The sequence below is a fragment of the Candidatus Roizmanbacteria bacterium genome (genome assembly GCA_016700135.1).
In the GTDB taxonomy this organism is placed as follows: domain Bacteria; phylum Patescibacteriota; class Microgenomatia; order UBA1406; family GWC2-37-13; genus UBA1450.
The window spans coordinates 763,149-788,643 of record CP065004.1; the positions used below are offsets into that span (position 1 = coordinate 763,149).

Sequence of the window (25,495 nt, forward strand, 5' to 3'; positions counted from 1 at the left end):
GAAAGAGATCTCTCGACTTGCGCTCGAGATGACAGTATTTGGGTGATTTATAAACTATTTCTCAACAACCTTGTCTCCGCCTACGACATTCCGGTCGAGGATGATGACATCTCCTGATTCCAATCCCTGTTCGACTTCGACGAAACGCCCTATCACAGAGCCGAGAGTGAGATCACGAGCTACAGCTTTGCCGTTTTCAATTACAAAGACATGAGAGCTTTCCTGTGTCTGGTATACGCTGTCAATAGGAATGTAGGGGACAGAGGCAGATGTATCATAGTATCCGATCGGGATAGTGACATTTATATATCCGTCATCGGTCACGTACTGGTGATACGAATCAGGAATAGGGAAAAATATCCCGTACAAATTTCCCTGTACGGCATCCCGGGAAATGTATGACGGGTATGTCTCATAGCTGATTGTTCCGATCGTAAGGACACTCGGTTCAGCATACGTTGTTTTTAGAGCAATCTCGCGGGGGACATAAGCGATCGCGACGATCGGATCTTCTTCAATCTCCTGAGACAGAATCATCAGTGGTGTCCCCGGATTGACGGCCTCTCCGATTTTGACCAGTACGCGCTGTACTGTCGCATTAAAGGGAGAAGACGGATACATCATCGCAGCCTGTACTTGGGATACCTGGAGCTGCAGTTTTGTGACATCGCGGTTCAGGTCCAGTGCTTTTTCCTGAATTTCAAGCTGTTTGATTGTAATATCCTTTTGCAAATTGGAAAGTTCAGCCTGCGGTTTATCACCGGCTATGCTGTATTCGGTATTTCTTAAACCCGATCGGAGCTGGTTTAGAGCAGACAGAATTTGCGATTTCTGCTGAATGTAAGGCAAAATCTGCGTGTCGGTTGCGCCGCCCGTTTCCAGATCAGCGATGATTGTTTCGACCATTTTGAGCGCGCTGTCATTGACGTCGATCATTCCTTTTGTTTCTTCAATGGATTTCTGAGAAATATTCCTCAGTTCATCTGCATTCTGATCGGTTTTATTTGCAATTTCCTTCTGTTTTGCAATAATTTCTTTTTGTGTATCGTACGTTTCATTGATATTCTGAAGCTGTCTCGCAGCTATCCTGCTTTGCAGATATGCGGCGTTTCCTCCCTGATAATTGGTAGATGTCGTAAGGAGAGTCGATCCCTGTGCGACATAGTCTCCCGGAGCATAATAAATATTCTGCACTACACCCGGAGAAAGTGCAGTGATCGTAACCACACCTGATTTTTCGACCTGTGCCTGCACGGTCATTTTCGGCGGTTCGCCGATGCGATATACCTGGACAGATTTTGCTTCCTGTTCTTCCTGTTTTTCTGTTTCTTCGGGCTGACGGAACATGTTTCCCACCACGATAAGAATAAGCAAAAGCCCCAGCAGTGCAAAAAGTGTCGCAAAAGGGTGCACAGAAGCAAACTTCATTATTTTTTTACTGGGTTTTCTAGTGATAGAGAAGAAGCGTTGTTTTATCGCCTTAAAAAAACCTATAATATTATTTTTCATAAGCTTAACATTATATCAGATTCTGAAATAAATTGGAAATTAATTAAGGTAATTATTATTGCAACAGAAAAGCAATCTCCAAAAATACCTACAGCACAGTACTGTATTGTTCCGTAATTCCGAGATTTATATAATTTGTCCTATAATTTTTCTTTGTTCCTTTCGGTCTCGGCGCGTTCGTTGTTGGTCCATGGCTGTTCCCGGGACAGGAAAGCATTACGTACCTGTTCATCGGGTCTGCCTTGGTGGCGACTTCGGTCGGTATTACCGCCGCGGTTTACCAAAGCGTCGGAACTCTGAAGATGAAGTCCAGCCAAACGGTGCTCGGTGCGGCCGTCATCGATGACGTCCTGGGCCTGCTGGTCCTGGCGGTCGTCTCGGCGATGGCAAGCGGGGGAGAAGTGACCCCCATGTTCATCAGCACTTTGGTGCTGAAGGCAGTTGGGTTTCTGGCAATCGCGGTACTGCTCGGCGACTTTCTCGCAACCGGCTTGTCCAAGGCATTCTCTTCAATCAGCACAGGCCACGGCATGAAGCTCGCTATGGCTCTATCGCTGGCGTTGGTTTTTGCCTATCTCGCGTCCGTTGTGGGGCTTGCCCCGATCGTCGGCGCATTTGCTGCAGGCCTGATCCTGGACAAAGTACACTTTGACCGGTTCAACGAACCGCAAATCGTGCGCGAACTGAAGGAACTGCAGTTTGCAGATCCCAAGGCCCAGGCCAAAGTCGAAGCGCTGATCCATCACCATGACCATGCCCACGTCGAAGAGCTCGTCAAGAGTATCGGGTACCTCATCGTGCCCGTCTTCTTCGTGTTCATCGGACTCATGGTGGATGCGGCAAGCCTGCTCAATCCGTCGGTCTACATTACCGCTGCCGTACTTTCGGTGGCGGCGATCGTGGGCAAGCTGGTAGCCGGTGTGGCTGCTGAGGGAAGCACTCTAGAGAAGCTGTATGTGGGAGTCTCAATGATCCCTCGTGGTGAGGTCGGTTTGATCTTTGCGGCCGTCGGAAAGTCTCTGGGTGTCATTCCCAGCGATATTTTCTCGACGATCATCCTGGTGATCATCATCTCGACCATCATTCCGCCAAGCTTCGTGAGCATGCTCGGCCACAAGCTTGCAGCTCTCAAGAAGGAACCAGAAGTTCCGACGGTTGAATTCGTTCCGGCAGAATGAGTTACACCTCAGGATGTGGTCCGACAATGGTGTCGGGCCGGACTCTTCCCCTTCCACAATGGCGTGGGAGAGTGGAGGAGGGACCATACATCCTTCTGACAACTGAATATGAATACCCCGCCAAGTCTGCTCCAAAAAGCAGATCGCGGGGTTTTTCATGGCCAAAAAAATCCCCCGTACGATGGCGGGGGATTTAGATTTCTTTACAGTAAAGATTATTTCTCTTCAGCTTTCAGCTTCAAAGCCAGCTTATTGATGAATGCCGGCGGAATCAGTGTTGAGAGAATAATTACCAGGATAATAGTTGAGAACACACTGTCAGGAATAGCACCAAGTGCTTTTCCGGTAGCGGCAAAGATCAAACCGACCTCACCCCGCGGAATCATAGAGACACCGACAAAGAGTTTCTGCAAACGATTACCTTCTGCTGCAATACCTGCTACCAGTTTACCGACGATGGCAACAATTGTCAGAGCCACACCGGTAATATACACGGCCGGATTAAGCAATGATCCTGCATCTACCATAAGTCCTGTGAAAACGAAGAATATCGGGATAATAAGCATTCCGATGTTCTTGATAAGTTCTTCAACATGAGCATGCTGATGTTTGTGAATCAGATGATCAATTTTTTCTTTTTCTGCTTTATCAAATCCGCGCAGTTTTTTCAGATCATAAGCAATTTCGGGAAGATTGAACGAATTGAAATGAACCTGATCGAGTACAAGACCTGCGGCAAATGCACCGACGATCGGGGCAAGTCCGACTAGAGATGCCAGATAGGCATAGACCAATGCAAATGTGAGTGCGAGTGCAAGCTTCATACCTGTTCCGGTATTGACCATTGAGAACACTTTCGACAGTGTTTTGGCAAGAACGTCACCAAGAGCAACAGCAGCACCGAGGAATACCACGGCCTTCAATGTGAGTTCCATAATGAAGGCAGGTGTGACATCTCCTCCTGAGGCGATTGCTGAGACAACGGCAAGAACGAGAAGTCCAAGAACGTCATCAATAACCGCTGCGCCGAGGACAGTCTGGCTGGCTTTCATCTTCAGGACACCGACACTCTGATAGACAGAGGCTGTGATACCGACTGATGTAGCAACCATGGCTGCACCGATAAAGAGATACGTAACCTGTTCAAGTCCGGGGAACAGCATAGGACCTACGACAAAGGTTCCCATTGCAAAAGGAGCAATAACTCCGATAACAGCAACCATGAGTGCACGGGTTCCCACTTTTTTCATCTGACCGATATTAGATTCCAGTCCGATTTGAAACAAGAGAAGAACTGCGCCGAGTTCGGCGAAGAATTCCATTGAGATATTATGTCGGATCTCTTCAATAAGATGAAAACCGAAATACCCTGCGATGGAGAGGGCGATACCTGCAAGAAGCTCTCCTACAACAGAAGGCTGTCCGTAACGTTCAATAATACCTCCGAACTTCGCTGCAATAAGCAGGATAGCCAGAAAGAGAAAGGTAAGTGAGATCGGGGCCTCAGCTGCGCCTTCTTCAACCGGTGCTCCGGAAGCAAATGCGACAAGAGGTACGATCAAAAACACACCGAGACTCAGGATGTATGGCAAAAGTGCCATGGTGATTTTTTTCATATCCTTAGTGAAATTTATAAATTTTTTGGAACAAAAAATAGCCCTTATCAGATTTTAGGGCTGCAGGTCAATTATAGAGACGGTAAAAATAAATTCCAATATGCATCTGTGATGTAGGATTTCGACAATAAAAGAACACAAAAAAAGAGAAGAATATCTATCTCTAAAGCGTCAAATTAGAGTTTTTCTTCCATATCTTCTTCGATAAGCTTGCGAAGATAGACTGATTTAGGGAGTTTTTCTTTCTTTGCTATCGTATCAAGATATGAGGCGATCTTGGGTGTGATAAAAAACGTGAAACGCAGATCGGCTTTTGAATCAATATAGTGGATAAAATCCTCTAAAATTCCGGGAAGTGTCTGCAGAGTATATTTCTCGCAGAGCAGTTTCTCGTCGGAATGATGGGCGAGTAAGCTGGGAGGTTCTCCTTCGCTGTAAAGTACAAGGACTGGTTTGCCGACACGAAGCGCCAGAGAAATTTCATATCCGACACTGATACTCGGGAATGAGGTATCAGCAATCAGTGCATCACTTGAATGAATCCATTTTTCAAGCTGATTATGGAACTTCAATCGATCTTCACGGGATGCATGGTTGACTTCACTTTCCGATACATGAAGAATATGATCGGCAATAATACTATGACCTTTTTTCTCAATATATTCGACAATTTTTCGATAGTTGTCAATATACTGGTCTTTGGCAGCTATTGATGCAGTAAAATAAATTTTCAGTGTTTTCTTAGCCATATGAGTTATTATACCATTGTAACAATGCATATTAAAGAGTTATCGCATTACTTACGGTTCTCTAACACGCTCACGTAAGAAATATGCTATAGTTAAGATAGGAAACTAATTATTACTATTTATTTATATAACTATGGGAAAATCAAAATTCGGTGCAGGACTATTACTTGGTGCATTATTAGGAGGCGCAGCTGCCTTCTTCCTTTCGCCGAAAACCGGGAAAGAAAACCGCGAAATGGCGAAAAAGAAACTTGCTGAATGGAAGGAACGGTATGAAGGAAAATCGCCTGAGGAAATTGCAAAAGAAATATTCGGGTCTGCATCCGCAGAAGGGAAAAGACTTTATATGAGAGCTCAGGACGAGATGAATAAGCAGCTCGATAAGGTCAAAAAATCCGCAAATGAAATCGATCAGGAGAAATATGCCGATGTGGTTCGTGATGTTATGGATAGATTGAAAGAGGAGAAAGAAGCAACCAAGGAACGGCTGGTTCAGCTCCAGGAATATCTCATGGACCGCTGGGAATATGTCTCTTCTGAATCGGAGAAAGATGCCAAGAAAGTGGCAAAAGATGCAACTAAGAAAACGCCAAAGAAATAATTATTACTAATTAGAACATCGTTCTTATGGATCTTCAAAGCTGGTTTTACCTTCTTGCCGTCATCAGTATGTCCTTGTGGATCATATTTCTGATTGTTGCCATTTCTGTCTTCATCGGTGTATATATGATGATCAAAAATGCACCCAAAAAGATGGAAGAAGCAGTTTCACGAATTATTGAAGAAAATAAAGGGAGTCTGATGGGAATGGCCGGTATGGCGGTTGTATCCGTTCTTGCTGCAAAACTGAGAGGTATGTTCCGAAAGTAAACATTACTCTTTATTTTTTGTCTCTTCGTTTTTTTCCTTTTTCTCCGGAGCATCTGATTTGCTTTCGTTGAGGGAAGCGGCGACAAGCTTCCTTCCGTATCGTTCTTTTGACAATCGAATTATCTTTTCCGTATTTGAATTCTTCAATGCAGGCGGCGGCAATGTCTTTGCAGGGAACGGGGCAGAGGTCATCTCATCAATAGACATCTTCAAAACGGTTTGGTATTTTCCAAGACCGACCAAATCATTTCCGGTATAAATTCCTGAGAATTCTTTTGTCAAAAACTCCGCATCTCTGGCACCGACTACGAATGAAATAAGCGTTCCTACGTTTCCGAATATGGCTGTCATCACTTTCTCATCAATCTGCTCAATATACTGATTGGCCAAGGTCAGAGCAAGCCGGTACTTTCGGGCTTCGGACAAGATTTTGATAAATGATGATGTCGCAAAATTCTGGAACTCATCTACATACATGAAAAAATCACGGCGTTCGGCTTCCTTCTGAAATGAACGATTCATAGCGGCAAGCTGCAGCTGGGTGATGATCATTGCTCCGAGAAGCGCGGCATTGTCCTCACCGAGTTTTCCTTGAGAGAGGTTGAGGATCAGGATTTTTCCTGAGTTCATGATCTCTTCAAGATCGATGGTAGATTTCGGATGACCGATGATATTGCGGATCATTTTCGAGGACACAAACTGTCCGATCTTGTTCTGAATCGGGGAAATCGCTTCGACCCGGAGTTTATCAGTCATCTTATCAAACTCTCGTGTCCAGAATTCATGAAGTACCGGATCCTGCACATATTTCAAATTTTTGTTTCTGAATTTCGGATCGGCCAGAAGCGGCAATGCATCTGCCAAGGTTGAATTCGGTATCTCCAAAAGAGTCAAAATAGTGTTTCTCAAAATATATTCCAATCGGGGGCCCAGGAGTCTCCGTAAATTTTATAGAAAATCGAAACGATACCTGATGCCACAAGATCACGATGGGTTTTATTTTTGACTTCAAGGACATTCAACGAAAACGGGCGTTCGGTATCAAACGGTTCAAGATACACAACATCATTGATACGGCGTTTCGGAATATACTCAAGGATGGTTTCTGATAAATCTCCGTGCGGATCAATGATACCGATTCCGCGGTCGCGTCTTATGTCATCAATTGCCATATTGGCGATCAATGTTGATTTACCGGCACCGGTTTTCCCGATAATGTATACGTGTTTGCGGCGGTCGACTGTCTTTATTCCGAAAATGGAGTCCTTATTTTTGTATTCGGCTTTACCGAAAAAGTTTATGTCTTTTTTTTCTTCCTCAGCAATATTATCAGTTGTCGGTAAATTTTCCGGAGGTTCTCCGGCAAGAGTTTTCCCCCAGGCAATATTTTTGATGCCTTTGAGAGATGCTCCCGGAGGATGCCAGAGAGTTGCCAGCTCCTGAGCATTGAAAATCTGTTTTCGGTGTTCAAGCCAGGTAAACCGCCGTTCTTTCATCCGTTGAATGAATTTTTCTTTTCCGAATTTTTGAATCTTCAACCCCAGTTTATTGCCTTCACCAAGTGCAAAACTCCCGTATGTGCCGGCTACATTCTGAAGTAAAATTTTAGGATCCTGTGACTGTTCCTTTGATGTTGCAAGTATGCGTATTGCCGCACGACCTCCCTGATACGAAACCTTTTTCGTCATATATGAGGCATTTTCATCGGATTTTTGTTCTTTGATTTCCCCAGTTACGGGATCTTTGACTTCCTTGACACGGGAGGCAAGAGTATCACCCTGCCAGGAGAAAGATGATGTCGTGACGAGTATCTGAATTGCCAGCCGATACCACGGACCCTGTTTTGACAAAAGTCCGATGATCGACGCCAGGGGATCAATCTCTGAAAATTCTGCATATGTTTTGATCGGAAGCGTATATGACAGTTGTTGTGTGATATTACCTGCGGCAGCATAAGGATTTTTTAAAACAATATCCATCGGATCACTGGTACGATTGATGGCAGATGACGGATACGATGCCTGAATGAGGCTCTGCACCAACGATTCTCTGGTAGTCGGAACCGTTACATAATAATAAATTGATTGACCGGTGAGAAAGATTTCAAAAGAGTAGTTGTCTACCTCCGTAAAAAGTCTGCGAAACAAACTATTCTGTCCGGAAAGTAGAGATGAGAATATTTGTGTCGCAGCCTCAGGACCGGTTTCATCTTCTTTAGGATTTCGTATCTGAAGGTGTGAGAGGGTAGGCATGGATCTATTATACACTGAAATTTATACTTCATTCGACACTGACTTTTTCAATCTGCGTTGCCAGACCAAGATCATAATCGGAAATACGGCAAACAATACTGCAAATCCGATGTATTCCAAATACTGCGGCCAGAAAATGATTGTTACTACTGAATTATTGTCTGAACCGACATCCCAGCCGTTTGCCCATCCGTTAATTTTTGTATGCTGGAGTTTCTCTCCGAAAAGTACCGGCATTGTGTTTTGTAAACGACAGAGAATTCCCTGTTCGGGACACGTCTTGTAAGCAATCCAGCCAGGATGATACGACTGAAAAAGCTGTATATGCTGAACTTTTTCGGGCACAGACACTTTGTATCGATAATAATGTGTTTTCTCAACCTTATCAGCAGTCATTATTTCTCCTTGTGTGACAGGAGAATCGGCATTCGTAAGGTAAATCCCGCTGAGGTATCGATACGGGATCGGGTAGATGTCAAAGTCAGAAACGGTATTGGTACTGGGATCATCAGTATAGGATGTTGTGCCCATCAACACGCTGATACCGGTATCAAACGGATAAGCTGGCGGCAATATATAAAAAGCTTTCTCACTCAGAGCTGTATTCGTGAAATGAGTATAGGTATAGTTCCTGATGCCCTTATTTGAAAAAATATTCAGAGTAAGCGGCTGACCTGTTTCGGTTTCGTTTTCAACAGACACAACATATCCGTACTGAAGGGGTAAATCTGGTCCCTGAAGTAGCAGATAAGATGAAGCCCGACGCGATGTCAATGTGATGCTGGTACCGGAGTTTGTTTCATCAGCTTCAAGATCATATGGTCCGTCCAAAAACGAATCATAATTAAACGGTGTTTTTTTATAGAGATTCCGGTCAAGGAGATCTTCATAGGCATAATATCCTGAGCTTTTATTTATCTCTACAGTCATGCGGATCGGTGTTTTCACTCTGATAAGAGATTTTTGTGCCGTTTCAGTCAGTTCCTGAGCAAAAGATACTGATGTTTCCTGCAGAAGCGGATATGAAATAATCCGTATATTTTTATATGATATTTTCTTTACCTGATCGCGATCTTCATCCCGGAGGGCTTCCAGGACAAGTTGAGGATATATTGTATCGGCATCATTTGGATAAAATTCAAAGAAATCGCTGTAGGTCTGATACTCAGAATCAGAAAACCCGTACTTCATATTATCTTTATGATTTTTGCATGCCTTAGTATCTTCACTGTAGAAGCAGAATGTAGGAAACTCATCGGTCTCTGATTTATACTCAAACCGGATATTCACGAGCGCGGGAGTGTCATATTTGAGTGATTGGGAATACACCTGACAGATGGATGTATTTTGAGCGGAGAGTGTTATTGAATCATTAACAATATCTGCTGTATTTACAATATCGCCACGAATCGGACCGCAAATATGCGAAGGAGCAAAATTTTTGACAGCAAGCGGAAGCGTTGTTCCCTGTGAGACGGAATAAATCCTGAGTGTATTTTCCAGATTATCACTATGGAGCAGTGCATCACCGATAAATACCATTTCTGTCGGATCATTCGCAATCTCAAATGTCTCTTTATCATTGATACTAGCAATAATCTCTTGTCCTTCGGGTATCGCAAATTCGTACTGTTTTTGAAATAGCTTTGTATCTATCTTTTCGCGCTCAAGCCAGATAGTCGGCAGATCAGTCTGAATCGATACAGTGACGGTATCTATCGTTCGTTTGGCGTACACTTTGACCGGAAGTAATTGATTGCTGCCTGTAAACATCGGACTGTACAGATTGTATCTGCCCGGTTTAATTTCGGTTGTGATCAGGTATGAAGAGGGGTTTTCTTCAATCACAAACGGTGAGTCATCGGCAAATCTATTGGTAAATAAGGAACCGAAAGGGTAGACGGCCTGATAAGGTTTTGAATTATTTGTTTGGTATATTCCGTTTTTCTGATAAGCCAGATCTTGGGTAGAGTAGTGCTCAGGATACAGAATATTCGGGATATCAGTTGATGTCGACACAAAGTTTTCAGACTGACCGGGAATTACCGTCTCGTACAGGTAAACGGTTCCGAATTGTTTTACCAATGTAAGTTTGTCATTTCCGGTAAGAAGATCTTTTTGCTTGTACGCCAGTTTTGTCGGATTAAACGGATCAGACTGGACAAGGCTTTCATCATACAGGACATAAGAAATACGGTACTTGTCAATAATAGTATTGAATTCATCCATGTCTTCTTTGCGTAGAGCATCAGAAAGCTGCCAATAATATCCCTCAAGCTCGTCACTCCAGACGTCAAAAGCACGGTCCATGATTGGCTGTTCGATCCCATACCACAAAAAGCCCGATCCGCGCAGACCCCAGTCATACTCATACCATCCCCAGTAACTTCCCTGCGGCAAGTTCATGATGCGTCGGTTTTTATTTTGTTCACCCAGATAAGTAAAAAGATCAAAATATCCTTGCGGTATTGATACTTTCATACGGGGGGAAATGTACTCTCCTTGAAATGACGGATAGGCAAATATTCCGATGAGAACTGTCAGCATAAGCATTGATACCACTTCATTGAATCGTATTTTTTTCAGAAACTGCATAAGAAAAACGGCACCCATACTAAAGGCAATAGCAAAAACAAATGAAGTCGGCACGATCACTTTAGTAAACGGATTTCGGAAGATCTGGTTTACCAGGGGGAGGTTTCTCAGTACACTGTTGAGTTGCTCAATACCGGGAGTATTGGACAAGAAAATAAACGTACTGAACAAAAAGAGCGCAAGAGTGTATTTTTGCATCGGTGACTTCTGTAAAAGCCCTATGATGATAATTGCAAAAAACAGGTATCCGATTGAAAGGATAAAGGGATTTTCAATATGGTCCCGCCACACATGCATCATATATACGGTCTGTCCCTGTTCAGTATCGAGAAAATCATAATAAAATTCCTTGAGCACCATATAGTCCTCAATGTTTCCGCGGCCTTTATTCATCTGATAAAACTTCTCAGTTGCCATACGGTTTTGCATCGCATTCTGGGTGACGTTTATATCCTGCGTGACAAAATATGCCTGGGGAAGAATCCAAAAAGCGTTTGTGATAAAAATAATGCCGACGGCAAGAAGTGAGGTTATAAAAGCTTTTTTGCTCCGTCTGGATACAAGGTATACTGTGAGAATAAGTCCCACAACCATGGCATATATCAAAAAAATTGTCTGGACATACGCTTGTCCGGTTGCCAGAATATTTACCAAAGCAAACCAGAGGAGGTGCTTCTTTGAGTTCTTTTTCAGGTAGTTAAACAAGGTATACAATGTCCAGGGAAGCATACCCCAGAGCATACTGTAAGGTTCAAACGGTACATAGAAATACTGAATTGATCCGAGATTGAATACATAAAAAAGAGCTCCCAGAAATGATCCCGCACGGTATCTCAACTCTGTTTTTTTCTCAAAAACGATATCTCTCAAAAAAAAATATGTACCGATTGCTCCTGAAGCAATCATGAGAAAATGGAAAAAGTATCGGTTGAAACTTTGCGGAATGGCCAAAGAAATGAGCCATAAAAAGATTTCCCGGAATAAATCTGCCGCATGTGCCATGCCGGCTAAAAGCCCCAAACCCTGATATTCCTGCCAGACACTGTAGAATGCTCGTTTAATATTTAAACCAAAGTTAAACTCAGGATGGAGATTGTCCCAGCCGGTAAGCCAGGTCTCCGGGGTGTAATTGCGAAAAAACAAAAATCCCAGTACACCAAGGAGAATGAATAAAAATATGTTTGACTGTATCTTCTTCATAAGCGTTTGTAATCTATTCATATTGATATATTCTAACGATTTATGCTTGTTCTGTCAGAAGATCGGCATATTTTTTGCCGATCGTATTCCACGAGCGTTTTTGTTTTAATTCCCGAGAAAAGGTCTGATACCGGTTGTAATTTCTCAAAACCTGCTCAAGATGCTTTGCTAACGGTTCTTTCTCAATTTTGGATATAAGTTCATTTTTTTGAAGAGCATTTTCTTTAAGTGTTTGAGCAAAATCTTCAGATGAAAAATACTCTGATAAAGCAGGGGAGAGCAGCACGGGTTTTTCGTACGCAAAAGCCAGAGACAGCGGACCTGATGATGAGAAAAAGGTACGATAAGGAAGGATAATGATATCTGCGGCGGAAAAATACACATTTAGGTCTTCTTCCAAGACGAATCCTGTGATTTGAATATCTTTCTTTTCTGCTTCCGAATGCAAACCTTGAATGTACTTTTGGTATTCAGGATTGGTCATATGGTTTGGATTACCTCCGCCTGCTAATATGAGTATATAAGGGGATGTTTGCTCCCATGCTTCAATAAGTTGGTCAACGCCTTTATAAGGTGAAAGAAATCCGAAGTAGAGGACTAATGGCGTTTTGTCAGGAATATCCAGTTTCTTCTTTGCTTCTATTTGAGGAAGTTGGTTGACAGGCTCAACAGCATGTGGGATAACGACAATATTTTTTTTATTTCCTAGTCGTTTTTTAAACGTTTCTTCAAAGATTACAACTGTTCTTGCTGAAAATGTGATGAGATTATAAAGAACGTGCTTAAGAAACGGAAATAAACGGGCTCTCAACGTATGAGTTTCGACATCATCAATACCCTCCGGTACTTGATGTACGATGATCGTGATCTTTTTTCCCAGCAGTTTCATAAATGCTAAAAATGATAGAAATATACCAGCAAAAAAGGCATTTCCGAACATATATACCTCAAAAGGGATAATAATTTGCTGATATGGTTTCATCATTTCCTGAAAAAGTCTAAAAAGACTGGTCAGGCTATTGCGTTTCCATATTCTTTGGATATTCATGCCGTCTTCTTCATATATTTCTTTTTCAGAAAGAACCTCAGCCATAATACTGAAAGAATGCAGAGGATTTGTCTTTAGAACATGAAGAAGGGTGTTTTTCGTATAAGAAGCAATTCCGACCGTTCCCTCGCCATGAATGGTCCCTTTTTCAGGGTAGCTCGTAACTACGAGAATTGTGTCTTTCATACCTTTAGTATGCCCAATTTGCAGAGGTAAATCCACTTTAGATGAAAGTCGACAACCATTGTAATGCCGGTTTAAAATTCGAGAGAAGTGATCCTTTTTTAAAGTTATACAGACCTTTTATGGCATTTGCGCGGATTGTATACAGCTCTCCAAGAGTCTGCGGCAATGCTTTCATCAGGTTTACTTTTGACCGATCATCATTTGCCCAAACCACCGGAACCTCTTTCATACTCATACCGAGGTTTTTAGCAATAAAGAGGATTTCAGCATCGTATCCCCACCGTTCGATTCGGGCACGACTGAAAACCTGTTGAGCTGCTTTGTGTGAGAAAACCTTAAATCCGCAGGTAAAGTCAGTCACCCATGTATTGGTGATAATATTGGAAAGCAACGTAAATGCTTTACCCAAGAGCTCACGATACAACGGCTGATGTTTGATCACTGTTGAGTGACCGTTTTTGCGTGTTCCGATGATGACATCTTTCTTTTCCAGCATCACGGGCTGCATTTTCAAAAGCTCAGGGAGCGGTGTAGACATATCAGCATCCATAAAAAGGATATAATCACCTTGTGCATCAAGCATTCCGGCCTTTACGGCATATCCTTTACCGCGATTTTCACCATAAGAGATCAGCCTATAAGCAGTCTTTTTTGATGTATTCTGCTTAATCCAGGTATTGATCAATTTTTTCGTATTGTCACGGCTTCCGTCATCGACGAAAATGACTTCACTGATCTGAAATACATCAGATACGACGCCTTGTTTCAAGGCTGTAAAAGTCTTTTCCAGTCGTTCTTCCTCGTTGTAAACGGGAATGACAATGCTGAGTTTAATCATATCCTATAGTATACTTTATAACAGTCAAATATTCAACCTTTTTCTTACTCTGAAGTGCTGTTTCTTACATTACTTCATATCGGTTGAGTACCCCTTGTCTTCGATACATGTCTTATAGACAGTTCGTATCGGTTCAGTACTGGTCGTGGTGAAGGTTTGGCCGTCACCGGATGCACCTTGATTGACTGTGGTAAAGGTTCCGAGTTCTGCACAGTCTGCAATAGCCATGTTTTTCAGCCACTGATCGACTCTTCCCAATGAAAGGAAAGCGATGACAACGATTGCTACTGAAATAGCAATCAATCCGATTGATCCTAGTATTTTTTCCATATATTTGAAAAAATAATAATAATTAAAGCACTTTGTGAAGCGCTTATTCTAAACGATTTGTGAGAAATCGTCTGGAGTAAACGTTTTAAAGTGAATAAAGACATACCGGGTCCTTTAGACATTTTTTGATAGTGAGGTTCCTCTAGCGCGATAAACTGCGCTAGAGGAACCGTCTACTACCGCACGACCAGAGGCAAGAACTCGTTCATGAATCCGTAAACGGTGTACCAGCCCGGAGGCATGGTACGATTGCTGTCCGTGCGCTCGATCACGATCCCGTCGCCGACGGCCTTGTAGCCGTTGGGCAAAGTACTAGGTTCTAAAACTTCCACCTGGTAACCCATGGGAGGGTCGACCAGGCCATGGTAGTTCCAGCCGAGGTACTCAGCCCAATCCTTGACCGGGGCATATTGCCCGGGCTGCGGAATCGGGGTCTCGCTCGGTTCAGCGGTGGGGGACGGGGTAGCGCTCGGGCTGGGCATCGGGGTGCTCGTGGCGCCGCCTGTGCGGCATTGCCATGGCATCCAGATACTAGCCGCAAAAAACATTACTTCAGTTTCCCCATTACCGGTCAGAGACTGCATAGGGTCGCCGTATTGAACGACGTAATCCTGCGGCACTACCCAAGAAATCGGGTTGTTGCCGTCGTAAATCACGCGCCAGCCGGCGGGGTCGGTGTGTTGGTCATCGAACAGGTCGAACTTGACCCGGGAACTGTAAGTCCCCAAGTCCTGAACGAGGCTGTCGGTGTCCAGACAAGTCACGGTGCTTTGCGCCTGAACGGGCGCGAAAGCGAGAACGCTGGCCACGATGGCCGCCAGAACGAGTGAAACAACTGCCAGATGTAGCTTGTTCATGATAGATTTCCTCTCTTTGCTATATGGTCAAGAACGATAGATTCTTATATGAAATGTCTTCGGGAGATTCCTGCTTCCCAAAGACAGATACTGCCAATCCTGGGATCAAATATATCAATCCCATAATTGGCAGCAAATGGTTGAGAAACGGGGAATACTTCCCGGTATGTCTTATTGTAAATGTGCCGTTTTTATCGACTTTTACAAAGGGAAAAACCCAAAGAAATATCGTCTAAAACGTATCCTATAGTATAAATTATAAATGTGTGTTTGTCAAGGGGTTGTATGAGTTCCATACATATGGCACTCTTTAGGTAAAATAGATAATAGGTAATCCATAGGTGAAATATTGTTCAGGCTTTTGTGAACTCGCTTTGTATTGTACCAGACGAGGTATTCAATAAGGTGACGATTGAATGATCCGATACCGGTCCACTTGGTATAGATGTAGGGGTTCATAAATTCTTCCTGGAGTGTTCTGTTTGCTCGCTCAATAAAGGCATTGATCTTGGGACATCTGGGGTAGATAAAGAGGTGTGGGATATTGTTTTCTTCCAGATAGTCATGGAAGTTTCCCAGATACTCGAGGCCGTTATCTGTTTGTATGGTTTTTATACCATCTTGTATTGGGTATACTAGTTCCAGTCTTCTCATAAAATCAGCACCGTTTCGGCTGTTGAGTTTTGAGTATCCGTAGGAGAACTGGAATTTGAGTTTGATGTCCACTGCATTGAAGACATACAGCTTGATTCCGTGTACAAACTTCGTGATGGTATCAATCTCAATGTATCCGGTATCTTCCACCTTGGGAGACCGCTTGACCTTCTGTCGGTACTTTACTTTCCGTTTTGCAAAGCCACTTGCTGGATTGTGATAGATCCGGTAGGTCTTGCGCTGCAGGTTGTGTCTTTTGATCACTTTTCCAATGGTTGACTCAGATATAGTTGAAATTCCTTCCTGTAGGCAATACTCATCAAGTAAGGGCTTGATCTTCTCCTTTCCCAAACAAAAGTATTGTTCTCGAATCTCTTTGATAAAGGATATGACCTTCGGGTGAGTCTCCATACGTCGGGGTGTCTTTGGCTTGGTTGTCTCTGGTATCAGGCTATCCAACTGCCCTTCTGAATCTCGCCGTCTCTTCCTCCATCGAAACAATGTCCTTCGTGATATCCCATATGCATCAACTGCAGCTTGTATCCCGTACTTCTCTGCAAATGTCAGAACATCGTTTCTGATTTGTGCTACATCTGACTGATTGTAGTCTGATAGAGATCGTATCTTTTTCATAAGATCTCTATTGTACTGCCAGTCATAACTCCTAATTACTCGAAGCTGATCTCCTCCCCATTTACTCATAGATGTTAGTTCCCTATGAGTGCCATATCTTTCGTAACTTATTCAGGGGGAGAATAGTATCCTATAAAATAAAGCAGGTGACGAATAAGTGCAGTACAGCCTGGGATTCAAAAGAAAGAAGAACCTATAACAGAAATTGTGAAGAGAGGCGCTGTACAAGAGTACAGCGCCTCTTTGTGTGTCTTACTAAATTATCAGTTATTATTCAAAACCAAGTTTAGAACGACAGTCATCTGTAAACGGCGGATAGATTGACCACACGGTACCTGCTTCCATATCTCGATCCGGTGCATCTCCTCGAATTGATGCTCCTTCTTCACCAAGAGCTTCCCAACCTTCTGGAAGGCGTGTCTGTTGCGTGGTTTTTACTCGTAAACCACCATATTGTTGGTCGGCCCATCCTTGATTTTCTGCTCCAAGAACCTGCGCCATATCTTCAGGTGCTATACAACTTGTATCAAGCTGTTGTGGCCATTGTTTATCATCAATCTGCCAGTAGGTAGCACTTAGTGCAGTTACCGATCCTTCGGTTGCTCGATAGGTGTCATCACAGTCCTTGGGCATGTCATTGACAAGAACAGGGTCACCAGAGGAATATTCTGCACCGCAGGACTCAGCATAGGAATCTACCGCTCCTCCTTCAGGAACGTGAAGCGTAAATGTTCCAGCATCACCTTCATTGGGGCCTGTGACGACAAAGCCGGCATACGCCGATTTATGATCACATGACGTTATTTGCGGCCGAATTCTTGTGCTGGGTACACCAGCGAGAACTGCTCCAAGAGCTTGAACTCCTTCGGTTGTCTGAGGGAATGTGGCTTGCAAGAACAAGCATTTTGCATCAGGATTGAGCAGATCTTCACCTGAAGTTGTATCTGTTGGTTTTCCAGCCTCATCGCCGGTCTTAATGAGATCGTTTAGATTCGGCTTGGCACAGGCACTACTTACAACAGCCAGAAGTGCAAGACCCGCAATTCTCATCGCTACATTGCGATTCATCAGACGTTGAGGAGGACGTAGTATATCAATCATACTTATATAAGGACTTATAATTGAAGGTATTATACCACATGAGGCTCTAAATATCAATATATTGTATGAGTTCCATACATATGGCACTCTTTAGGTAAAATAGATAATAGGTAATCCATAGGTGAAATATTGTTCAGGCTTTTGTGAACTCGCTTTGTATTGTACCAGACGAGGTATTCAATAAGGTGACGATTGAATGATCCGATACCGGTCCACTTGGTATAGATGTAGGGGTTCATAAATTCTTCCTGGAGTGTTCTGTTTGCTCGCTCAATAAAGGCATTGATCTTGGGACATCTGGGGTAGATAAAGAGGTGTGGGATATTGTTTTCTTCCAGATAGTCATGGAAGTTTCCCAGATACTCGAGGCCGTTATCTGTTTGTATGGTTTTTATACCATCTTGTATTGGGTATACTAGTTCCAGTCTTCTCATAAAATCAGCACCGTTTCGGCTGTTGAGTTTTGAGTATCCGTAGGAGAACTGGAATTTGAGTTTGATGTCCACTGCATTGAAGACATACAGCTTGATTCCGTGTACAAACTTCGTGATGGTATCAATCTCAATGTATCCGGTATCTTCCACCTTGGGAGACCGCTTGACCTTCTGTCGGTACTTTACTTTCCGTTTTGCAAAGCCACTTGCTGGATTGTGATAGATCCGGTAGGTCTTGCGCTGCAGGTTGTGTCTTTTGATCACTTTTCCAATGGTTGACTCAGATATAGTTGAAATTCCTTCCTGTAGGCAATACTCATCAAGTAAGGGCTTGATCTTCTCCTTTCCCAAACAAAAGTATTGTTCTCGAATCTCTTTGATAAAGGATATGACCTTCGGGTGAGTCTCCATACGTCGGGGTGTCTTTGGCTTGGTTGTCTCTGGTATCAGGCTATCCAACTGCCCTTCTGAATCTCGCCGTCTCTTCCTCCATCGAAACAATGTCCTTCGTGATATCCCATATGCATCAACTGCAGCTTGTATCCCGTACTTCTCTGCAAATGTCAGAACATCGTTTCTGATTTGTGCTACATCTGACTGATTGTAGTCTGATAGAGATCGTATCTTTTTCATAAGATCTCTATTGTACTGCCAGTCATAACTCCTAATTACTCGAAGCTGATCTCCTCCCCATTTACTCATAGATGTTAGTTCCCTATGAGTGCCATATCTTTCGTAACTTATTCACATACGGTGCATGAGAGAGCTATCTAAGGGAAGCATGTATCTGCCTGTATATCCCACATCCTTGTTGTTATTCATAAAAGAGGAAATGAGAGCCAAATGACAGTTAAAAAAGGATATATTGTGAACTGTCAGGATTCCTGACAATATTGAGATCACGCATCATACTCATAGGGAGATGGAGCTGATACCGGGTGTTCTTCAATCATCCCGAAAAGCTTTTGTGCCGTTACCTGATTGAGGATTGGAGTAATCAATCGATCATCTTCATAGACTGAGCGTGTCATGGGAAGACTCAGTTCTGTTGCACGACGAATAGAAAGGGGAGATATTCCGGATTCCTGGAAATACCGTATGGCAAAAGAATCTGCTTCGGCAATGAGTTCTTGAAGGTCATCTGGGTGATACTTGCCGGCTAAAAGAACCTTGTCCATGAAATGAGCATGGATATCTTCAAAATCAAGATGGGTTGCCTCGTCTCCGCCCAGGTTAATAGTAGTTTTCAGCGGTAGATGGGGATAGCGGATGAGCGTTTCTGCTAGCTGTTGCATGCGTTGGAGAGTAGCTGCAGGATTGCGCTTCAATGCCTCTGTAGCCTCAATGATGACAGGGTTATTTCCAAGAAAATCGACTTGTAAACGCTCTTTTGAACGTTAAGGCTTTTCTGTTCGGCGATTTCTGAGTAAATCACCTATTGCAATAGGTTGAGTATATTCTTTCATACAGGGTTATTGTATCAGAGGAAAGAGCAAAGGAGATACGACTATACGTAACTAATGTTCAAAAACAGGAGTATTAGTCTTTTTTATACTCTTTTTCTCAGAGCGATACCTCCGGCAAGTCCCAGAAGGTTGAGGGCTCCGATTATCAGAAGGGGAGCTCCGGCTTCAGGTGTTGCTGTCGGCGCAGTTCCTTCAGACGTGACAACCTGTTTTTCTACACAGAACTGTGACGTATCTTCGTCAGTTGCGTTATCAGCAGTTACGACAGCCTTATTGGTCATACACATAAGACCTTTGTCAGCAGGAAGCTGATTTTGAGGTTTTATCTGAGCGATAACACGCTCAATTTTTTCCTCTCCGCTTTTCAGTTCAGAATAAGTCCACGAAATTGTTTTTGAATTGGCATCATACTCTCCGGGACCTTCGACTGCATCTACAAATGTAGGCAGAATGTCCCGAACGGTCACATTTTTAAGCGTTACATCTGAAGTATTTTTCACCTTAATCTGAAACGTAACCTGAGTATTCGGTGCAAATCGGGGATCAGAAGGTAAAAGGTTGTCGACAAATGTCTGTTGACCGCCTTTGGTTTTCTGACCTGTTGCGACCATTTTATCAACCATGATACTGCGCTCAGGAGCACCGCCGCCGTATTGGCCGTATTGACCATACTGACCGTTGCCTGCAGATACAGCAGGAGCAGTGATAAGCAAAAATGCGATTGCGATATAAATATATTTCATAGTGATAAAATGTCTGTTCGGATCGTCAGTCAGCCAATGGCTGAAAGCCTTTATACGACCCGTAACATAAAAATAATTATCAATGGTGATATTATATTATAGGATGTTTAATTTGTCAACTATAGGATAATGTTACTGTTTTAGCTTATTATACCAATATATTAAAAATAAATTAAGAACAATAAATAACTTACATCATAATTTTATGATAATAAACCTGTGTAGCAAGAATGTGATAAGGGTGTAAGAAAAAGGTATTGATATAATAGGAAGTATGGTAAAACTGAATTCAAAACAGCTTCGTGATATTCCTGAGACGGAAGCAGACGCGTTTCGGATTGACCTGAAAAGGAACCCTATCTATCTTATTGTCGAAAATGTATACGATACGTACAATATCGGCGGTTTATTTCGGCTTGCCGACGGATTGGCTGTAACAAAGCTTTATTTGTGCGGAGAAATGGAAACTCCACCGCATCATAAGATTGAGAAAGCTTCAGTTGGGACGTATAAAATTGTTCCTTGGGAGTATAAGGAATCGGCGATTGAAGCTATTGAAGAACTAAGAGCTAAGTATCCAGTCATCCCGACCAGAGCGGAGGGATCCCTCGACGTTGCTCGGGATGACAAAAAAGGTGTTCAAATACTCGCAGTGGAGCAGTCCGATAACTCAAAAGTATATACAGAGGTGAAATATGCGGCACCTGTTGCGCTTATAGTCGGGAATGAAACATTCGGAGTGACGGCAGAGACATTGGCAGCATGTGATCATACTGTTGAAATTCCCATGTGGGGAATCAATAAATCATTGAATGTCATCGTTTCGGCGGCTATTGTAGCTTTTCATGTGATGGAGAAGATACGCTGAGCCCGAAGGGGGAATCTCCAGGAGCCGACGATGGGAATCGAACCCACGACCTTCTTCTTACCAAGAAGATGCTCTACCACTGAGCCACGTCGGCAATCTATGACCTCCCCGCCAGCTGGCGGGGCGTTCTACCACTGAACCATTCGGGCATTGTACTGACTTAAGTCACAATTTTACCATACCGGCACGCTGATTTGATATAGTTAAGGTATGGACTACACAGACGAAGATCTGGAGAAACTTCTTGAAAAGGAAAAAACACCTTTCAGCCTATATCTGAAAGTATTTTTCCTCATTGGGATGGTCTCTCTCGGTGCTTTATTTCTGCATATTTATTCACGAAAAGCACCGGAACCGACTGAAGAAACAGGCTCAAAAACTCTTGAAGCAGTGCTTGGTATGAAAGATCAGATCGTGGGAAATGAAAAAATTAGGGCACTCACCAAGGAAGTAGAGAACGAAGGTGTTTTTACTGCTCTCAATACAGTAAAAAACGAAGTGCAGGATGAAGCTACAAAAGCCGCGGATCAGACTATTGATAAAACCACGGACTCAACGATTGATTATATCTATGATAAGACAATCGTGCAGGTAATTGAAAAAATGATTCAAAGCCTTCCAGAGAGACAACGAGAACAATTCATCGATAGGATGTGCCGGCCTGAATAGAAACACGACAAACATATTGATTCTTACCAAATTCTTCTTGACAAGCTGGCAGACTATCTGCTAAACTGCTAATATAAGTTCGAAATAGCGGGACTTCCGCCTTCGCTATATACGTTTTGAGTTCTTCAGCCTCAAAAACGAAATATTCGCTTCGGCGGATGTTAGAAACAGTAAACTCGCTATTCATTCGTTAACAGTTTCTAATAAAAGGAGGTGAAAAACATATGGCAAATCTGAAACTATCTTCACCGCTTGCCCGTATGATGTTTCGACCGGTCTTTTCAGAGTGGGATGAAGATTGGCCGCAACCAGCTATGACAGAAGGGCTTGATATATATGAGGAAGATGATACAGTGGTCGTAAAAGCTGCTGTTCCTGGTGTCCCAGCAGAGAATGTTGATGTCGAGTATGAAAACGGGGTACTTCATATACATGCCAGATATGAAGAATCTCAGGAAGAGAAAGAAAAGAAAACTGTGGTATACCGACAGGATCGAGTTTCATCGTTTGATTACTCAACCACCCTTCCACGCACTATCGATCCGCAAACTATGGAAGCACACGTAGAAGACGGTGTTATTCGAGTGAGCGCCAAAGTAGCAGAGGAAGCCAAACGGAAACGTATTCCTGTCAAGGCGCTGGGCGGCGGAAGCAAGAAATAACCCCTTACTCAAAGCCAGACGGTCCATCAAGGACCGTCTTTTTTTTGAGAATACAGTTGAATAAAACACGGCTTTTTGATATCCTCTTTACTACTATGGACATCAAATATCTTGGACACTCATCTTTCTTCATAAAAACCAAACAGGCAAAAATCGTGACTGATCCTTATAGCGCGGAAAGCACCGGTATGAAATTCCCCAAAACTGAGGCAGATATCGTGACTGTTTCGCATGATCACAGAGACCACAATTATATTGAAGGCATAAAAGGGGAACCTTTGGTACTCACCTGGCCGGGAGAATATGAAAAAAATGAGGTGCGTATCACCGGTTTCAGTACCTTTCATGACGCAAAAGAAGGCACCGAACGCGGTGCAAACGTGATGTACAAATTCGAAGATAATGAGATTTCACTTCTTCATTGTGGAGATCTCGGTCATCTTCTAAATGATGAAATTACCGAGCAGATAGGGGCCGTTGATATACTTATGGTTCCCGTCGGTGGATTTTTCACGATAAATGCCGAAGATGCAGTCAAAGTCATAAACCAGATTGAGCCTTCCATGGTGATCCCGATGCACTACAATCATCCGGGATTGAATCAGGAGACATTCGCAAATCTTCAGGATCTTGCCACGTTTCTCAAAGCAATCGGAGCGGAAGATGTGCAACCGATAGATAAAATAACCGTAAAAAAAGACCAATTAAACCCCGAAAGTACTCAGGTAGTTGTGTTGAGTATTTAATCGGTTATTTTAGTCATCCCGACCGTTAGTGGAGGGATCCCTTCAATATGAAGAATTATTACGTCTACATCATGGCGAGTGGGTCCGGAACCCTGTATATTGGTATGACAAATGATCTTGAACGCCGGGTATATGAACACAAACATAACATAATAGAAGGGTTTTCACAGAAATATTCATGTCACAAATTGGTGTATTATGAGCAATATCAGGAAGTGACAGATGCCATAGAGCGGGAGAAACAGCTCAAAAAATGGCGAAGATCAAAAAAGGAGTTCCTTATAAGTAAACAAAATCCGGCTTGGGTTGATCTGGGACAAGAATGGAAGTAAAAGGGATTCCTCGACGTTGCTCGGAATGACAGAATATTATTGTTAATTTTTTTCGGCATAATTTAATCTCTCGAATATCAATGGCCAATCAATCCAGCTTTTATAAAACACCGCCTTCAGACAGCGAAGCGGAGAAATCGGCACTGGGTGCAGTGCTTATTGACTCCTCAGCCGTATCTCTCATCGCAGAATATTTGAGGCCGGAGCATTTTTACAGCCGTGAACACCAACTGATATATCAGGGAATGCTTGATCTGTTTGAAAAGCAGCAGCCGATTGATGTTGTCACACTCAAAAACAGGCTTACGACAAACGGCACACTGAAAGATGCTGGAGGTGCAAAATACCTGACAGAGCTTTTAAATTCAGTACCAACATCCGCATATGTTGAACAATATGCTCATATTGTTAAAGCAATGTATACAAAACGGAAACTGATTGAAGTAGCCTCCCGATCTGTAGAAAATGCATTTGAAAATAAAGGGGACATTCAGGAGCTTATTGACAACGTTGAAGCCTCAATTTTTTCACTTGCACAGGAGTACCAGCACCGTGACTTTATCCCCATGAAAGAGATTTTAAGTGAGAGTTTTGCCAAGCTGGAGGAATTCATGAAAACCGGTAAAACCAACAGCGGAATTCCGACGGGATTTACTGCATTGGACAATAAACTTGCGGGTTTGCATAAATCAAATCTGGTCATCCTGGCTGCCCGACCCGGTGTGGGAAAAACGACATTTGCTCTTAATATTGCCCTGCATGCCGCGTTGAAAGAAAAAAAGCCGGTAGGATTTTTCTCACTGGAAATGAGTAAAGAAGAACTGGTGGATCGTCTGTTGGTTGGGCAGGCAGATATTGATGCATGGCGGCTGAAAACGGGAAAACTTACGGAAGATGATACCAAAAAACTGGTGAATGCAATGGGGGAGCTTTCCGAAGCACAAATCTTTATTGACGATACTCCGGGTTTATCTATATTGGAGATGCGTACAAAAGCCCGAAAGCTAAAAGCCGAGAAAGGTTTGGATCTTCTGGTAGTCGACTACCTGCAGCTTGCAAACGGCGGAAAAAAATTTGAATCCCGCGTCCAGGAAGTGTCTTATATTTCACAGGGTCTGAAAAATCTTGCCCGTGAACTCCAGATACCGGTACTGTCGCTGTCTCAGCTGTCGCGTGCGGTAGAGCAGAGAGGTGATAAAAAGCCGATGCTTGCTGATCTTCGCGAATCCGGAGCAATCGAACAGGATGCTGACGTTGTCATGTTTATTTATGCCGAAGATGAGGGGGATGATTTACTTGACTCAAGTCAGAGAATGGTAAAAGTAAGCGTCGCAAAGCATCGAAACGGTTCAACAGGGGAGATTGATCTGATGTTCCGCGGTGATCGTGTACGCTTCTATTCAGTCGAAAAGAGTATGGAGCTCTGATTACTCATTCATGTCCTGGATGATCAAGCTTCGGATGTAATCTGCCTTACTGATTCCTTTTTCCTGTGCCTGATCCATAAGATAGGAGTTGATATCACGACTCAGCATAAGATTGAAACGGTACGTCAAACGCTGCTTTTTAACTGCCTTCATGAAATCCTCCAGTTTTTTCTCAAGATCGGTGATTTTTTTGAGTGTATACGTTTTATTGTTAACCAGTCTGTTGGCTCCCAGATCTACGTCCTGTTCTTTCCCTTTTTCCTGCAGGATAAGAAGCGGTTTATGCTGGAAAATGGCAAGAGTCATCAGCCGTCCCAGGTCAAAATTCGTGGAACTTGCCTCCACTACTAAAGCGTCTGATTTTTTGATCTCACGGGTAATTTTTGCCAGTTTTGAGGATTTGTCCTTGGAATCAGGTGTGAACATACCGTTTGATACGGTATGTTTCATTTTTTTCAAAGTAGAAGTTATAAAATCATTTACTTCTTTAGATTGATTTGAAGATAAATAGAGTATGTACATACGTCGGGGA

The 25,495-nt window shown here is 43.0% G+C and carries 25 protein-coding genes and 1 tRNA gene; 9 read left to right on the forward strand and 17 right to left on the reverse strand.

Annotated elements, in window-relative coordinates; translation table 11 throughout:
- Positions 1-54: 54 nt before the first annotated feature.
- Complete coding sequence (locus IPM65_04020; GenBank protein QQS43303.1) at positions 55-1,509, reverse strand: hypothetical protein; 1,455 nt, start codon at positions 1,507-1,509, stop codon at positions 55-57.
- Between the two features lie 242 nt (positions 1,510-1,751).
- On the opposite strand from IPM65_04020, the gene IPM65_04025 reads away from it, so the two are divergent.
- A complete protein-coding gene (locus tag IPM65_04025) occupies positions 1,752-2,687 on the forward strand; it encodes a cation:proton antiporter (GenBank protein QQS43304.1) in 936 nt (311 codons plus the stop codon).
- A gap of 215 nt (positions 2,688-2,902) precedes the next feature.
- On the opposite strand, the gene IPM65_04030 is transcribed toward IPM65_04025, so the two are convergent.
- Complete coding sequence (locus IPM65_04030) at positions 2,903-4,288, reverse strand: cation:proton antiporter (protein ID QQS44716.1); 1,386 nt, start codon at positions 4,286-4,288, stop codon at positions 2,903-2,905.
- Positions 4,289-4,479: 191 nt separating this feature from the next.
- Positions 4,480-5,052, reverse strand: coding sequence for a hypothetical protein (locus tag IPM65_04035; GenBank protein ID QQS43305.1), 573 nt, complete (start codon positions 5,050-5,052; stop codon positions 4,480-4,482).
- 133 nt (positions 5,053-5,185) lie between these two features.
- On the opposite strand from IPM65_04035, the gene IPM65_04040 reads away from it, so the two are divergent.
- Together IPM65_04040 and IPM65_04045 are read left to right on the forward strand one after the other, a co-directional pair.
- A complete protein-coding gene (locus IPM65_04040) occupies positions 5,186-5,653 on the forward strand; it encodes a YtxH domain-containing protein (protein QQS43306.1) in 468 nt (155 codons plus the stop codon).
- A gap of 26 nt (positions 5,654-5,679) precedes the next feature.
- Complete coding sequence (locus IPM65_04045; protein QQS43307.1) at positions 5,680-5,922, forward strand: hypothetical protein; 243 nt, start codon at positions 5,680-5,682, stop codon at positions 5,920-5,922.
- Positions 5,923-5,925: 3 nt separating this feature from the next.
- Here IPM65_04045 and IPM65_04050 read toward each other — a convergent pair whose 3' ends face one another.
- From IPM65_04050 to IPM65_04105, 12 genes are all read right to left on the reverse strand, one after another.
- Entirely contained in the window at positions 5,926-6,831 is a 906-nt protein-coding gene (locus IPM65_04050; GenBank protein ID QQS43308.1) for a TraM recognition domain-containing protein, read from the reverse strand.
- Positions 6,828-8,174 (reverse strand): hypothetical protein, encoded by a 1,347-nt coding sequence (locus IPM65_04055; GenBank protein ID QQS43309.1) that lies wholly within the window; start codon positions 8,172-8,174, stop codon positions 6,828-6,830. The genes IPM65_04050 and IPM65_04055 overlap by 4 nt, the downstream gene beginning before the upstream one ends.
- 21 nt (positions 8,175-8,195) lie before the next feature.
- On the reverse strand, positions 8,196-11,990 hold the full coding sequence (locus tag IPM65_04060; GenBank protein QQS43310.1) for a hypothetical protein: 3,795 nt from the start codon (positions 11,988-11,990) through the stop codon (positions 8,196-8,198).
- Between the two features lie 19 nt (positions 11,991-12,009).
- Complete coding sequence (locus IPM65_04065) at positions 12,010-13,203, reverse strand: glycosyltransferase (protein ID QQS43311.1); 1,194 nt, start codon at positions 13,201-13,203, stop codon at positions 12,010-12,012.
- A 37-nt stretch (positions 13,204-13,240) separates the two neighbouring features.
- Positions 13,241-14,041, reverse strand: a complete 801-nt coding sequence (locus IPM65_04070; GenBank protein QQS43312.1) for a glycosyltransferase family 2 protein — start codon at positions 14,039-14,041, stop codon at positions 13,241-13,243.
- Between the two features lie 69 nt (positions 14,042-14,110).
- Positions 14,111-14,371 carry a hypothetical protein gene (locus IPM65_04075; GenBank protein ID QQS43313.1) on the reverse strand — a complete coding sequence of 87 codons (261 nt, stop codon included), beginning with the start codon at positions 14,369-14,371 and terminating at the stop codon, positions 14,111-14,113.
- 176 nt (positions 14,372-14,547) lie between these two features.
- A complete protein-coding gene (locus IPM65_04080; protein QQS43314.1) occupies positions 14,548-15,228 on the reverse strand; it encodes a hypothetical protein in 681 nt (226 codons plus the stop codon).
- Between the two features lie 273 nt (positions 15,229-15,501).
- On the reverse strand, positions 15,502-16,584 hold the full coding sequence (locus IPM65_04085; GenBank protein QQS43315.1) for a transposase: 1,083 nt from the start codon (positions 16,582-16,584) through the stop codon (positions 15,502-15,504).
- A gap of 201 nt (positions 16,585-16,785) precedes the next feature.
- On the reverse strand, positions 16,786-17,616 hold the full coding sequence (locus IPM65_04090; protein QQS43316.1) for a hypothetical protein: 831 nt from the start codon (positions 17,614-17,616) through the stop codon (positions 16,786-16,788).
- 53 nt (positions 17,617-17,669) lie between these two features.
- Positions 17,670-18,752, reverse strand: coding sequence for a transposase (locus tag IPM65_04095; GenBank protein QQS43317.1), 1,083 nt, complete (start codon positions 18,750-18,752; stop codon positions 17,670-17,672).
- 197 nt (positions 18,753-18,949) lie between these two features.
- Positions 18,950-19,345 carry a hypothetical protein gene (locus tag IPM65_04100; protein ID QQS43318.1) on the reverse strand — a complete coding sequence of 132 codons (396 nt, stop codon included), beginning with the start codon at positions 19,343-19,345 and terminating at the stop codon, positions 18,950-18,952.
- A 254-nt stretch (positions 19,346-19,599) separates the two neighbouring features.
- Positions 19,600-20,259: a DUF11 domain-containing protein gene (locus IPM65_04105; protein ID QQS43319.1), complete on the reverse strand. Its 660-nt coding sequence runs from the start codon at positions 20,257-20,259 to the stop codon at positions 19,600-19,602.
- A gap of 274 nt (positions 20,260-20,533) precedes the next feature.
- On the opposite strand from IPM65_04105, the gene IPM65_04110 reads away from it, so the two are divergent.
- On the forward strand, positions 20,534-21,127 hold the full coding sequence (locus IPM65_04110) for a hypothetical protein (GenBank protein QQS43320.1): 594 nt from the start codon (positions 20,534-20,536) through the stop codon (positions 21,125-21,127).
- Positions 21,128-21,149: 22 nt separating this feature from the next.
- Here the strand turns inward: IPM65_04110 and IPM65_04115 are convergent.
- Positions 21,150-21,221 (reverse strand) — tRNA-Thr (locus IPM65_04115).
- Between the two features lie 116 nt (positions 21,222-21,337).
- Between IPM65_04115 and IPM65_04120 the strand changes: the two genes are divergently transcribed.
- From IPM65_04120 to dnaB, 5 genes are all read left to right on the forward strand, one after another.
- Positions 21,338-21,796, forward strand: coding sequence for a hypothetical protein (locus IPM65_04120; GenBank protein ID QQS43321.1), 459 nt, complete (start codon positions 21,338-21,340; stop codon positions 21,794-21,796).
- A gap of 224 nt (positions 21,797-22,020) precedes the next feature.
- Positions 22,021-22,458, forward strand: a complete 438-nt coding sequence (locus IPM65_04125) for an Hsp20/alpha crystallin family protein (protein QQS43322.1) — start codon at positions 22,021-22,023, stop codon at positions 22,456-22,458.
- A 95-nt stretch (positions 22,459-22,553) separates the two neighbouring features.
- Positions 22,554-23,204 (forward strand): MBL fold metallo-hydrolase, encoded by a 651-nt coding sequence (locus IPM65_04130; GenBank protein QQS43323.1) that lies wholly within the window; start codon positions 22,554-22,556, stop codon positions 23,202-23,204.
- A gap of 47 nt (positions 23,205-23,251) precedes the next feature.
- Complete coding sequence (locus IPM65_04135) at positions 23,252-23,536, forward strand: GIY-YIG nuclease family protein (GenBank protein ID QQS43324.1); 285 nt, start codon at positions 23,252-23,254, stop codon at positions 23,534-23,536.
- Between the two features lie 80 nt (positions 23,537-23,616).
- Entirely contained in the window at positions 23,617-24,963 is a 1,347-nt protein-coding gene (dnaB, locus tag IPM65_04140; protein ID QQS43325.1) for a replicative DNA helicase, read from the forward strand.
- Here the strand turns inward: dnaB and IPM65_04145 are convergent, their stop codons facing one another.
- Positions 24,964-25,413, reverse strand: coding sequence for a hypothetical protein (locus tag IPM65_04145; GenBank protein QQS43326.1), 450 nt, complete (start codon positions 25,411-25,413; stop codon positions 24,964-24,966).
- Positions 25,414-25,495 lie beyond the last annotated feature (82 nt).